Annotated in this window: 13 protein-coding genes; 6 read left to right on the top strand and 7 right to left on the bottom strand. The window is 45.2% G+C overall.

The features are described from left to right. The first annotated feature begins 135 nt into the window (after positions 1 to 135). The 4 genes from HZB31_15955 (at position 136) to HZB31_15940 (ending at position 5552) form a co-directional block, all read left to right on the top strand. Positions 136 to 879 (top strand): hypothetical protein, encoded by a 744-nt coding sequence (locus HZB31_15955; GenBank protein ID MBI5849412.1) that lies wholly within the window; start codon positions 136 to 138, stop codon positions 877 to 879. Positions 880 to 1183: 304 nt separating this feature from the next. Beyond that, entirely contained in the window at positions 1184 to 2173 is a 990-nt protein-coding gene (locus HZB31_15950) for a DUF1848 domain-containing protein (protein ID MBI5849411.1), read from the top strand. A gap of 251 nt (positions 2174 to 2424) precedes the next feature. Beyond that, positions 2425 to 3699 (top strand): tyrosine-type recombinase/integrase, encoded by a 1275-nt coding sequence (locus HZB31_15945; protein MBI5849410.1) that lies wholly within the window; start codon positions 2425 to 2427, stop codon positions 3697 to 3699. A gap of 242 nt (positions 3700 to 3941) precedes the next feature. Continuing rightward, positions 3942 to 5552, top strand: a complete 1611-nt coding sequence (locus HZB31_15940; GenBank protein MBI5849409.1) for a PAS domain S-box protein — start codon at positions 3942 to 3944, stop codon at positions 5550 to 5552. 491 nt (positions 5553 to 6043) lie between these two features. On the opposite strand, the gene HZB31_15935 is transcribed toward HZB31_15940, so the two are convergent. After that, on the bottom strand, positions 6044 to 7060 hold the full coding sequence (locus HZB31_15935; GenBank protein ID MBI5849408.1) for a WYL domain-containing protein: 1017 nt from the start codon (positions 7058 to 7060) through the stop codon (positions 6044 to 6046). 160 nt (positions 7061 to 7220) lie between these two features. On the opposite strand from HZB31_15935, the gene HZB31_15930 reads away from it, so the two are divergent. Together HZB31_15930 and HZB31_15925 are read left to right on the top strand one after the other, a co-directional pair. Beyond that, positions 7221 to 7496: a hypothetical protein gene (locus tag HZB31_15930; protein ID MBI5849407.1), complete on the top strand. Its 276-nt coding sequence runs from the start codon at positions 7221 to 7223 to the stop codon at positions 7494 to 7496. Continuing rightward, entirely contained in the window at positions 7430 to 7651 is a 222-nt protein-coding gene (locus HZB31_15925) for a PIN domain-containing protein (GenBank protein ID MBI5849406.1), read from the top strand. Before HZB31_15930 ends, HZB31_15925 begins: the two co-directional genes overlap by 67 nt. 517 nt (positions 7652 to 8168) lie before the next feature. On the opposite strand, the gene HZB31_15920 is transcribed toward HZB31_15925, so the two are convergent. From HZB31_15920 to HZB31_15895, 6 genes are all read right to left on the bottom strand, one after another. Then, positions 8169 to 8861 (bottom strand): hypothetical protein, encoded by a 693-nt coding sequence (locus HZB31_15920; GenBank protein ID MBI5849405.1) that lies wholly within the window; start codon positions 8859 to 8861, stop codon positions 8169 to 8171. 581 nt (positions 8862 to 9442) lie between these two features. Beyond that, positions 9443 to 9727: a TlpA family protein disulfide reductase gene (locus tag HZB31_15915; GenBank protein ID MBI5849404.1), complete on the bottom strand. Its 285-nt coding sequence runs from the start codon at positions 9725 to 9727 to the stop codon at positions 9443 to 9445. A gap of 12 nt (positions 9728 to 9739) precedes the next feature. Next, entirely contained in the window at positions 9740 to 9922 is a 183-nt protein-coding gene (locus tag HZB31_15910; protein MBI5849403.1) for a hypothetical protein, read from the bottom strand. Positions 9923 to 10380: 458 nt separating this feature from the next. Next, a complete protein-coding gene (locus tag HZB31_15905) occupies positions 10381 to 11562 on the bottom strand; it encodes an isoprenylcysteine carboxylmethyltransferase family protein (protein MBI5849402.1) in 1182 nt (393 codons plus the stop codon). Between the two features lie 116 nt (positions 11563 to 11678). Beyond that, a complete protein-coding gene (locus HZB31_15900) occupies positions 11679 to 12026 on the bottom strand; it encodes a hypothetical protein (protein ID MBI5849401.1) in 348 nt (115 codons plus the stop codon). Positions 12027 to 12159: 133 nt separating this feature from the next. Beyond that, positions 12160 to 13353, bottom strand: coding sequence for a sulfate permease (locus HZB31_15895; GenBank protein MBI5849400.1), 1194 nt, complete (start codon positions 13351 to 13353; stop codon positions 12160 to 12162). Positions 13354 to 13393 lie beyond the last annotated feature (40 nt).

Genomic DNA, 13393 nt, shown 5'->3' with positions numbered 1-13393 from the left:
CTATAAGGAAGGCACCTGCCTTCTTAACTTCTACAGGAACTATCAGAACTTTGCCTCCTTTGTTTCGGATGAATATAGAACGTCAGGAAAGACTGACCTGATGGATGATTTCAATAAGTTCATGGCAAAGCAGAAATGATGAAGCAGCGTATATGGGTTGGCTACCCATCAGTACTGGGTCGCATACCACTGTTTCTGCCACAGAAACGGAAGCGGTCTCCTATAAAGGAACCGCTTGTCTGCTCATGGGGTACGGTGGTGTTTCCCGACTTACCGCTTGCTGTCTATGATGAGGATGTCCTGATTGCGGTCATGAACTGTGGGAAGTGGGATGACGTGTACGGGACAATTATATATAAAGAGAAGAGCCTGAATGCTCTTGCACGGCATATGAGAAAGACCCCAAGCAATGTAACTACCAAGCTCATTATGGAGTCTCTGAAGGCGTTACGGTGCTTGCAGGTGGAATTAATAGATGCTTGCGGGTTCAACTTCAAGGGCACGGTATTTTCCGATATGCAGGTCGTAAATGGGGCGGTTGAGGTTGTGCTTGATTCCAAGATTGCGGGGCTGTTAGGTCAGTCCCGCAGGATTGATTTAAATATAAGGAAACAGCTTACTCCAACAGGCAAGGCTCTGCACAGGTTCTTATCCTGTCATCCTATAGAAAAGGAGTTTTATATTGATACTATCCATAACGCAGTCGCCCCCTGCAAGAAGCGGAAAGACCATTTTAAGAGTGTGCTTATAGAAGAGTTGAAGAAGCTGAAGGGTCTCCGTTTCTTAAAGGACTATGAGATAGAAAAGCATGGCAAGGTGTGGTATGCACGGCAGGTATCAAGAGCACCGACCAGAAATATTTGGGGAAGTACTCGATGAAATATTCGGTGGATTTCCAGAAATATTCGGTGAAAAACCAGAAATATTCGGTTTTTTTGCCTTGCAAGTCCTTGTCAGTTAAGGGTTTTTCAGACCCTTAGAACTCTTTAGGAGTTTGTAGGCGGTGGGGTAGCTTCAGCTACCCACGCCAATGCAACATTATGTGATTATTTCTTGTAGCCGTAAGTTCTATGAAAAGATAAATAAAAAGACACTGAAGTCATGAAGTACTGGGGGCTGAAATGAGCCCCCGCAAAACCCGTTATTAACGGGCTAATCAACACTGTTTCAGAAGGAAAGCACAATGCAAATAAGTATTACGAATAAAGATAAGATGCAAGTAAAAGCCCCTGTGATAATTTCCGCAAGCAGGGCAACGGATATTCCTGCTTTTTACGCTGAATGGTTTATGCACAGGCTACAGGCAGGGTATCTCATTTGGGTCAATCCCTTCAATAACCTGCACCTGCCAATATCCTTTGAGAATACAAGGGCTATTGTCTTTTGGACAAAAAACGCAGCACCTATGCTTAAGCACCTGCCTGACCTTGATGATAGGGGGATTAATTATTACTTCACTCACACGATAAATGATTATGAAGAAGAGCATTTGGAGCCAGGGGTGCCTCCACTAACGCAAAGGATAGAAACCTTCAAAAGACTTTCCGATACCATCGGCAAGGGAAAAGTCATATGGAGGTTCGACCCGTTACTTCTCAGCAAGACCATAAGCACAGAAAAACTGTTAGATAAAATCTATCGGATTGGCAGCCTGATACACAGGCATACTGAGAAATTGGTGATAAGTTTTATTGATATTGACGGTTACAAAAAAGTCCAAAGAAATTTAGCAGCTTCAGGCTTTCATGACTGCCGTGAATTTTCACCCGATGATATGGTCACACTTGCTGAAGGGCTACAGGCAATGAATAAGGAGTGGGGCATATCCATAGGCACCTGTGCAGAAACCATAGATTTATCCAATTATGGCATACAACACAACAAGTGCATTGATGGTGATTTGCTCATACGGCTCTTTAGTCACGATATAAAGCTGATGGATTTCTTAGGCTATCCCTGCAAGCAGCCTGACAAGCAAAGGAAAGCAAAGAAAGACTCGAATCAAAGAAAAGCTTGCGGATGTGCTCCGAGTAAAGACATAGGGCAATACAGCACCTGTATGCATCTTTGTGCTTACTGTTACGCAAATAGCTCAAAAGAAACTGCTTCGTTAAATTACCATCGGCACCTGCATAGTGGTAAGGAGGGAGAGACAATCGTGCCAATTCCATAATCAAAAACGAATGAACTTTACTGTCGGTTATATCTGTTGCGGAATGAGTATGAAATGTTTAACTCAGGCGTAACCGACACAACAATCCACCCTTGGTGGAAAAATCTATAGCAGGAGGTAACGTAAAGTGCTAATACCGCACTCCTACCCCCGTGTGTCATCGTGGCACTGGGCAAGTAGCTTCAGGTGTTCAGACTTTTCGAGAGAAAAGCTGAAACATGGAGTCCAATGTAGAGTATGACTTGACAAACATGTCCTCAATCTGGCATCTGGACCTGGATGAGGATATTAAACAAAAGCAGGATGTGCAGGGTTCAGGCTCTTCTACATCTACAAGAGGTCTGTTTAATGAACAGACTCAGAAAAGGAAACAGTTTGTTTCCCTGTTGCTGGGAGATAAGGTGACAGGGGCGATTAATACAAAACAGAAATGCCCTTCTTGCAATGGCAATTTTTCTGAACTGGATAATTCAGGTCTATATTGCCCCAAATGCAAGACAAGACCAACAAGATATTACATCACGGCTAAGAAAATCGGCATCCCGTTCCTTTACTCAGCACCTGTTACTAAGGAGCCTTTCGAGACATATAGTCAGGCATTAAAGACCCTAATGGCTATCAATCATAGCTTTGAGGAGGCATTGTCTCAGGGTAAGAAATTTGATACCTCTAAGTGGTTGCCTTCTGAGTATGCCGAAAAACTTCTTGAAAACCTCTGTAAAAGGTGGCTTAAAAATTATGAGCCAGAAGTAGCAAAAGGGGTTAAATCCAAGGATTATGTGGATAGTCTTAACACTATATGTAATTCTTTCATTATCCCGTTTTTTAAGGGCAAGCATGTTGATAACATAGATGATGATATTGAAAAGTTCTATCACTGGCTATTGGATAAGAATTATTCAAGCGACTACATAGACACTATACTCAAAACTCTTAAAACAATAACCAGAAAATACAGACCCAACAATATTCCGATTTTTCCAACATTTACTGTTATTCCCGTAAAAGAGAAGCAGAGACTTGGGCTTGCACGTGAGTTAGCAATTTTAGAACACGTGCCTGACCGCAATGGATATAGATTGGCGATACTGATACTGTTAAGGACTGGAATGAGGCTTAATGAGGTGGTTGCGGTCAAGAAAAAGGATTTTATAGATGGAATCATCCATGTAGAAAAAGTTATCAGCGATAAGAGGTTGAAGCTTAGAAGAAAGAATGGTGGGCATGTACCCTACCGCCTAACTGACCATCTTTGGCAACTTGCCCTTGCTCATATCAATACTATTAATGATGAGGATTTTGTCTTTACTGTTGGTGGCAAAAATTTAACTACAGGCAGACTTTACAAGGTATGGACAAAGGCGTGTAAGAAGGCAGGACAAAGACACATAGCATTGCGGAACGCATCAAGAACCACAAAGGCTTCTGATATATGGGAGAAACATCAGAACAGGGCAAAAGAAGAAATAGCAGAGACACTTGGAGACCTCCCTGAGACAGGCTTGAAGCATTATGTTATCAAGTGAAGTTGCATGGCAGTTGCATGACGGGGGAAGGAGTCTGTATAATGGCTTAAATAAAGGGTTTGAAAATTGGGTGAGAGCTTCGAATCCTCTCGCCCCGACCAATCTCATCCTGCACCGGTCTATGCATGCGACAAGCTTTTCTGCCGGCAGCGTTCTCTCCATTGCAAAGAAAACGGGGCAAGTGGTAAGCTTAATTTATTATGAGAGTCATATCACAATCCCTTGTTTGCCGGTAATTCCAGATGAACCGCCGCCCTAAAAAAGAATCGGAATCGGCCGATGAAATCCTCAAACTCAGGGGCCGCGTTGCCGAGCTGGAGGCCACCCTTCTAAATGATGAGCGCATCCAGGCTGCCAGGCAGAAGGCAGAAGAAAAATTCAGAAGCCTCGTTGAACATTCCCTTGTGGGTATCTATATTTTCCAGGATGGAACGTTCCTCTATGTAAATCCGAAAGCGGCAGATGTTTTTGGATATACCCAGGAGGAAATTGCGGTGAGACCGCTGTCGGCTCTTATTGTTGAAGAAGACCTCGGAACTGCAGAACAAAATATTGAGACTCTCCTTTCCGGCGAAGCGGCGATGATCCACTCCTTCCTCAAGGGCAGGCGGAAAGATGGTGTCATTATCGAGCTTGAGATTGAAGGGACAAAAACGGAGATCGAGGGGAAACCTGCCATCATCGGCACGTTTCTGGATATTACCATGCGGGGAAGCATGGAAGCAGAGATTCGAAATATCCAGAAGCTTGAGTCTTTGAGCGCCTTTGCAGGGGACATAGCTCATGAATACAACAACATCCTTACCGCAATCATCGGAAATCTGGCCCTCGCAAAAATGTACGCCAAACCCGGGTATGAGGTGCATGATGTCCTGATCGAGGCGGAAAAGGCCTCATTGCGGGCAAAAGATTTGACCTCTCAGCTCCTCTCTTTTGCTACCGGCGGGATTCAGCTCAAGAAAGTCGTGGTCCTGCAGGAACTGCTGCGGGACCTTGTGAGACTCTCCGCTGATTCAAGAAATGCCTCCTGCGAGCTCACCCTCCCGGACAACATTTGGAATGTTGAAATTGATGAAGGCCAGATTGGACAGGCGATCGATACGTTGATCAGATACGCCCGGCAGGCGACTCCCCTGGACGGTAGCATACTGATTTCGGCCGAAAATCTGAACATAAGCACGTCATCCGCACTGCCACTCAGAGAAGGCAGATACGTCGTGATCACAATTCAGGACCAGGGCAGCGGAATCTCTGAAGTGGAACTCCTGACTCTTTTTGATCCCTTCTGTATTGGGAACAAAAAAGGAAGCGGGCTGGAACTTGCCAGTGCCTATGCCGCGGTACAGAAACACCATGGTCATATTGCAGCAGAGTCTCATTTTGGCATCGGCACAACCTTTCGTCTGTTTCTGCCCGCCATGCTGGAAGAACAGCGGTTCATGACCGAACCATTCGCTGCCCATCCGGGCCGAAAAGGAAAAGTCCTGGTTATGGACGACGAGGAAATCGTCCGCGTCGTGGTTGAGAGGCTTCTTCTGCAGTGCGGATTCGAAGCAGAACTGACAAAAGACGGCGTTGAGATGCTCAGGCTCTATCGGAAAGCAAAGGAAGCGGGCAGACCGTTTGAGGCCGTGATTCTCGATCTGGTTATACAAAACGGCATGGGCGGCCGTGAAGCAATGAAAAATCTGCTCCAGTACGATCCTGCGGCGAGGGTAATAGTCTCAAGCGGCTATTCCAATGACCCCATCATGGCCAATTTCAGAGACTATGGCTTCAGCGGTTTTCTGCCAAAACCCTACAAGCTCGATGAACTGAGAAGGGCCATGAAAGATATTGTCTACAGCAAATGATAACGGAACGCTCTTGGCAGTTTGACTGAATCTGCATGTCGTTCTGCACGATTGCCTCTCGTCGGACCGACCATGGACGACGTTTGTTTTTTACTGCCAGCCCCCTGAGCGTAAGGATCTGACTGCAAGCAACCTCTGAATTTCTGATGCAGTCATATTTGCCTGATCGGCTGCTCTCATGCTCCTTCTATACCATTTTTGTGCAGTCCTGATACCCTGCACCAGATTTACTGACAGCAAAATCGAGGACAACACCAATAAAATTCCCATTGCAATACTGTTAAGCATGATTATTCTCCTTTTTTTTCGTTTTCCTGCTTCCCAGTATACAGGGGGACCTCCCCCAGGAGATGTCCTAGGTCCGGGGCAATGTATGCGCAGCTGCAAGAAAGCGTGGATCGTATAGGAAGCTATGAAGACTACGGATAGAGGGGCATACCTAAAGCGGCCATGTGCAAAATGCGCTGGCGTTTTATTGGCAAGACATCAGGTCAGTACAATGTACAGATTTTCGCAGCCTCTTCACGGATACGCAAACGAAGGGAAGCCGGGCTAACAACTTCTACCCCTGAGCCGTGCTTCAGGATCTCCATCGTGATCTCAGCGAAGTCGGCTACCGGAAAGCTCAGTTCAAGAGACCCGTCGGCAAGGGCCTTCTTCTTTTGATCGAGATGCCAAATCTGTTCCCCGACCCACTTCGCCTTCTCAGGCGTAAATCTGAGCGTCACCTCGCTCTTGCTGCTGCCCTTGAACAGGCCAAAGGCCGAGTCGAAGTAGCGTTGAAAATTAAAGCGGTTTTTCGGCCTGAACGTTTCATCAAGGACCATTACATCGGTTATGCGTGCAAGATTGAAATCACGAATTCCCCTGCGCAGCCGGCAATGCCCTACAAGATGCCAGGTCCCCATATAGTTAAAAAGATGGTAAGGCTCAACTTTCCTGCGGGTCCTCTGGTCGCTCATGGGAGAGTAATAGGAAAATTCAAGACATTTCCGCGTAAGGCAGCCCTCAAAGACTGCCTTAAAAGTCCCCTCAGGAGGCGGCACATACTCAATATGCTGAATCGAGACGGCATTATCAATGACCTCCTCGTCAACAACATGCTTTCTGAGAATGGCAGTAATCTTGTCTATCAAAAGGGACAGCTCAGCGCCGATGTGGGCTGCGCTGATTCCCTGAAGCATCTTTCGCGTTATGAGAAGGGCTGAAAGTTCCTCGGAAGAGATGTACATTGAAGGAAGGCTGAAGGTATTGTCTCCGTAGTAATAGCCCCTTTCGCTTTGGTCATAAACAAGCGGACAGTTCAATCGGTCTCTCATGAACTCAATATCGCGCTGTGCAGTCTTTACCGAGACCTCAAACTTGCCGGCAAGACCCGTGGCATTAGGGAACTTCCGTGACCGCGCTCTTTCATCAAACCAGAGAAACCGTTCATAAATAGTCTTGTTGCTCATGTTCTTTCTAATGTAGTCTTTTCTCGTCCCTGAAGCAACTATAAGCGGTTTCACCTTTTTCTTGTTGACAGAAATTGCACTAACTTGTAGATTTCAAATAGTGATCGATAGCTGGTATAGACGAACCTGAGTTCGGACACAATCAGGTATGAGCCCAGCGTGGGCAGAGAAAGAAACAACGTGGTAAAATAGAAATGTCCAAAGGAGGTGGATTATGACAAATGCAGCAATAAGAGACAATCTGATTGCCCGGCTTGATAAGCTTCCTTACGACCTTCAGCTTCGCGTCCTTGATTTTGCCTCAGCTTTAATGCCAAAAGGAATTACTGGAAAGTCTCTTGTGAAATTTGAAGGGGCAATACCCGCTGAAGACCTGAAATTAATGTCTGCCGCAATAGAAGAAGGTTGTGAGAAGGTAGATATCTGCTTGATACAAATATTATTATCGCTCTTTTTGCGAAAGACCCTCAAATTCATGCACGTATCGTAAAAGCTGAAGAAATATTTGTGCCTTCCATTGCTCTCGGCGAGCTTTATTTCGGAGCTTACAAATCCATCAAAATCGAAGACAACATCAACCGAATAGATGACTTTGCTCTCAATAATTCTGTTCTTGCTTGTGACAACGAGATAGCAAAGAAATGAGGAAAAAGTAACGAAAATTTATATTATCTTATTGGCATAGCGGAGCAAATCTTTTATGCCGATACCGCTATATTATCGTTATAAACTCAAATTGCCTTCAGTAGGATCACACTGACCACCAAAAGGAAAAGGGCTGTTAGCCCCCTTTGTAGCTGATATCGAAAACCGCCCCGAAGGCGATATCGGTTGATACCATCTTACCGGAGTTTAACGCACCATAATTATTGGTCTGTTACACCTACAACTCAGCAGAGTAGAACTTTCACCACGAGCAAGATTACCGATTATATTCCTCACTTGTCGTCCTAACTGGACATTACTTAGGTGTTCAGGTAGAGCCCGTGCTTTCTTCAGCTTTGGGTGAATTTGACTCATCAGTTTTGCCGATAGGTAACTGCCCTTTTTCAGCCATAAGTCGGATTTTATGTGCTCCAATGGTCATAGCTATTGTTATTACCTCATCTATTTCCGAATCGGTTGCCCCCTGTTGTCTTGCCACGGCAAGACAGTATTCAGTTCAGGGCTGACATCCACCCCCCAATGAAGCTCCAAGTGCTACAAGATGCTTTGTCTTTACATCCATGGCGCCTTGCTGGTATGTCATGGAAAAGAACTCATCATATTTGTCCATCGATTTTGATGACATGGTTTTCACTCCCTCCTGTATTTCAAAAAAAGGACATTTAGTTTCTCGACACCCATGAGGATGTTTCTCACTGTGTTTACACTTAATGGCAATATCCTTAATGGGGATAGCAACAGCAAATCTTTCCTTTAGAATCTCTACTGCGGTTAGCAGGGATGTCCTGACATAAGCCTTACAACAACTTGGACCTGTCAGGTCAGTGATTGCCTTTGTAACCTTTGTTACCGCCTCCATAGTAATTCTCTGCTCTTCATCCTTGCCACATTTTGAGCCTGTCAGCACTGCAAAGCAGGCACCTATTGCGGGAGCAATTCCGCAAACACCTGTAAGACCGCAGTAGCCACCATGAGCCTGTTTCCCCGTTCGACTAAAAACCTCAGTAATCTCAGTATTGGATACTCCTTTTGAGCCTTCATTCTTCAGTGCTGCCATTAATGCCCCACCCGCAATATAGGCATGTTGACAACCGAGCATGGTTAATTCTGGATAGCTCATCATTAGCTCTGATATCTCAATGGGGTCTTTTGACGTTGTGCTGTAGGCTATATCTTCAATGGTCTTCATAGCCCCTTTGTTATGGCACGTGTCACAGATATAATGACCATTGGGGCATCTGACATGCCCAAGTTCTGTTTTTTTACAGTAAGTGCAGGAGAGACTTTGGGCTTGTTCAAGATATTCCAGAGTCGAGCCACAGACCATGCAGTGCTCTGTCTCTCCAGACTGTTTCTGAGTTATTGAATCAGTATGATGCTTGCCAGCATCTAAGGCAGATGGTCAACAAGGGGAGTTGTGATTTTCTTTCATCTTGTCAGTCATGCTAAACCTCCTACCTGTAAAACAGCGTAAATATTACCATTCCCATGCACAGTGCAGTTGTTCCAAAGAGCATACTTATATGCAATGTACTTGCTTTCTTTTTGCCTCTATAGGTCATGTAAAAGGCGAAACCAAGAAAAATAAAAGTTATCACCATAAATATCCATCTGTACTTCAACATCCATACTGCAAAAGTAAAGCTGCCTAGACCGAAACTGGCCAGTACCAGTGGAAGCTGTCAACAGAACAAATAAGCTAAAGCTGATGTTATCGCACCGCCCTTAAACAATGCTTCTTTCATCTTAATTCCTTCATAAAGCGTCTTATCATTTCAATATAGCCTCAATATTGGTGGATAGTTCCTCATAGGTGATACTCCCAATATGCCGTTTGATAATACTCCCATCTTTAGCAACAAATATTGTCGCTGGTATTCCCCTGACTTTTAGCTTTTCAGCTATTCCGTTTTCTCTCCCAACGGGGAAAGTCATTTTATAGGTTTCCGTAAAAGTCCTGATTTCATCATCGCTGCTCATTGCAAAGATGCCCAGAAAAAACACGCCTTTTTTCCCGTAGGTCAGATAAGCCTTCTGAAGAGCTGGAGCCTCCAGCTTGCACTGTGGTCACCAGTGTGAGCCGATGTTAATCACCATTGGCAATCCCTTCAACACTTCGGATCTGATAGTCTTTCCATCAAGGGTCTGCTGAGTGAATCCATTTATTGCATCAGCCGCATCGAGCCTGCTGGCAAAAGCCACCATGAAGATGATGACTATCACATAGCCCAGCTTTATCTTTATCATCATTTCCCCATTTCTTGTTTCTTGCATAATTATATTATAAAACGATCTTGGAATGATCGTGCTTGTAGAAGACTCTATTTGAATTGAGCTGAAAATAGGCGGAGCGGTTTTCTAAAACGCGTTTAATTGCAGGAGAATTGAGCAGTTTCTAAGAGAAGGTCTTAGCGTTGAGTACAGGGAGTAGCTGAGAAAAGCGTTTACAAATGTTGTAGAGACAATTCTTGCACTCTTGAGCTGTCCTGAACACTAATTGTGTTTACAGTTTTTGTAAACGATACTCTTCACTTCTCTGCTCAACCTCAAGAAACCGAAACTCTCTCCACACTTGAAGCAGAAACAAACGCCGTGTCTGAGAAATCTAAGCTCAATAGTAAGTTTTCTTGCTCCGCAAGAGGATAGTTAATTTTATGGCTCCTGCACCAAAGTTGGGGCAGGAGCCTTGCATACTTTACTTTTTATTCTTAAAACACAGGTGTCGGAACAGTTCCCCATCCTGTATCTCTCGGGAGGTCCTTCAACTCAAGTAGACTTAGCCCGTGGATCTCGACATCTACCATGAACAGCGGAGTCCTCTTCGCATTGATTGACAGCAGGTCATAGGGCTGATCCACAGTCACGGCCTCGATCTTCAGGAAAACAAGTCTTCGCGCAATACCAGAACCCATGTCATGGCCGGCATGGTCTGAGGCTCCGTGCATGGCATGGTGGCCCTCTGTAAGATGTCTGAAAGGATGAAATATCCAGTCAGTAATCATGCTGACAGTATGATGCTGCTTATATAGCTTCCAGTCCCCGCCTGTATCGGCAATAAGGCCTTGCATGATGTAGTTGGCAGGCAGAAAATAGACCAGATAATGATCATCATCTTTCAGTCTGTTCTTGACCTCATCCATGTTGAGAATATCCGGCATTCTGTGATTCATCATCGGCATGTCAGTATCGGAAATCCCGAGCACTGCAACATTGGAACCTGACCAGATTGGAAGATGTTTTACCGTGTAGTCCCTTAAGAAAAAGGCCCCGCCTACGGTGAAGACGACTATCAGCACGAAGACTGCAAATTTGCCAGCCGCACTGTTCGGCAGTAATATCTTTTCAATCTGCTTAGGCAGGAACATACCGGTCTTATCCATGTATGCCCTGTAGGTGTCGGGATACTGCTTCAGCATTCTTCTTTCTTCATCCTTCGAAAGGAAGTAGTAAAGTAGTATCATTACAAGCCAGAGCATTGGCACAAGAAACCTCGGCCAGAGAATCGAAAGCCCGATACCGGCAATGCCGAGGCCAACATACTGCGGATGCCTGATAACCGAGTAAAGTCCCTTTAAGGCTGTGCCTCTTTTCAGGAACTTATTTGCATAGACCTGAAATGCGCAGATAAAGAAGATACCCATGCCGAGCACAAACAATACAGATCCCATAACTCGAACGAACTTCAGAAAGTCGTCGGGTGGTACCACCATATGGGGCAGAAAGAAAGAACTGAGCCATTTTGTTGAAGGGTATTTAGCGATTGCCAAAAGAAACGGGTTGAATACCGAGTAAAAGAATCCGGCAAAAGGGCTTATCATAATCATGATCTCAAGTCCGATAATAAAATACAACACTATTGCGCTATTTCCGAGCGCCTTTGTCTTATTCATAAAACCTCCATTTGATTAACGCATAAGTTGTTTGTTGCTCGTGATGCAGACAGATTCAGGTGAGCGTAACGCCCCCTGGCCCGATCATATCACGGCAACGGGAGAAAAGCAGTCCTTTACGCGAAATTGGAGGGAATAGGAGGTTTAAATAGAGGCTCTGAAAATATTTCCGTCAGAGACAATGAAGCAATAGGCTGGGTATCAGTCTCATATTCAAGCATCTGAAAGGCATTGTCCTGGCTGCCTATATGAATCACAAATGCCTGCTTCACAATCGAAATGCCTTTTTTGCCATCATCCTGCCCATCCTGTTTCGACTCTTTCTGCTCATGCATAGGGCAGTGGGCTGACTGTTTGGCCGAGCCACAAGTAACAAAAGCTGTTTTTGCGGCCCAGCCCTGGGGACAGGTATTTTGTATGCCAATTGCGATTGAGAGTACAAGAATCAAAACACGTATCAACATATAAGTATTTTACCTATACATGTGAATAAAATATGAATGACCATAGATTTAAGATAAGCAAAAGCGATTTTTTAAAACTATGTAATATTGAATCCATCTGTTTTGGCTTCAGTCTTTGTTATTAATGCTGGAGCTAGATCTTGATTTTCATTTTCCGGATAAACAGATCAGCGGCTATTCCTATTACAAAGGCCCATGACATATTGGTCACTGAAAGTGCAATACCGGCGATGAGAAGGGCTACGAAGAACTCCTCATTTTCCTTGAGGCTGCGTATCAATGGGCAGAGTTCCAGACCAGCAAAGATGAGCAGTACCCCGAGCACCGAGTTAGGGATCATAGCGAGCAGGGTAAACCCGAACTCCCCGAAGGCCAGTGCCATGACGACAAGAAGAGCGCCAATCATAATGGGAGCCCCGCCTGTTCTTGCCCCAAAACGGTAATGAGCAGCAAGCCCCCCAGTTCCGTGGCACATCGGTACAGCGCCCAAGAAACCGGTAGGGAAGTTGACTATGCCCATGGTCAAGGCGAACTTGCCAGCCTTTGTTTTGGAAAGCATGTGACTCTTCGGGAAGAGAGAGTAGCACGTATCGGCGGTGCCCACACAGGCATTGCCTATAGTCAACGGCATCTGAGGCAATATGAGCATTATGAAGGCTGTCCAATAATCCTTCAGAGATGGGGAAATGAAATGCATTTCGGTAGGACCTATCGAAAACCTAAGGCTATCAAATCCACCAAGTAATAGCCCGGCGACAATGCCGGCAACAACGGCAGCGATGGCGGCAGGCAGTTTCTTGTTGTCGAGAAGGGCCAGCACCAGAAGAAAGACAGCTATCCCAATAATGAGGTTTATGTTGTATTCAGCATATGTGCCAGCCACACCGCTAAGAAACAGATTCTTTCCAACGATCAACTCCACCCCTTTTCTCAGGAAGACGAGGCCAAGCGCAAGCTGAATTCCTCTGACAACGGGCTGAGTAAACAGTTTTGCAATCTTATCTACAGTGCCGGAAAACGCCAGCAGCAGCAGAATAACGCCGAATATAATGCCCGATGCGCCTATTACAGACTCTGTAATCAACGCGGGAGAGGCAATAGCGATGGCACCCACAGCTTTCAGAGGCTGAACCGGCACCGGAAGTCGGTAGTAAACTCCCGCGATGAGATAAAACACGCCAAAGGAAAGAAACACCGCAGAAGGACTTAGCTTATTGATCAGGATCATTGCCACTACAATTGGCAGCAGCGTTCCAAGATCACCGAGTGAACCGGCTAACTCTACCCGGTCGAATCGAAGTATATGAGATCCTTCGCTTTTATCCATAAAAGCCCCCTTCCTGAAGACATATTTTGTTCAAACTATA

Source organism: Nitrospirota bacterium (assembly GCA_016235245.1).
In the GTDB taxonomy this organism is placed as follows: Bacteria; Nitrospirota; Thermodesulfovibrionia; order Thermodesulfovibrionales; family UBA6898; genus UBA6898.
Note: the sequence above shows the minus strand (reverse complement) of the source record. Positions and strands in the feature narration are given on the sequence as shown.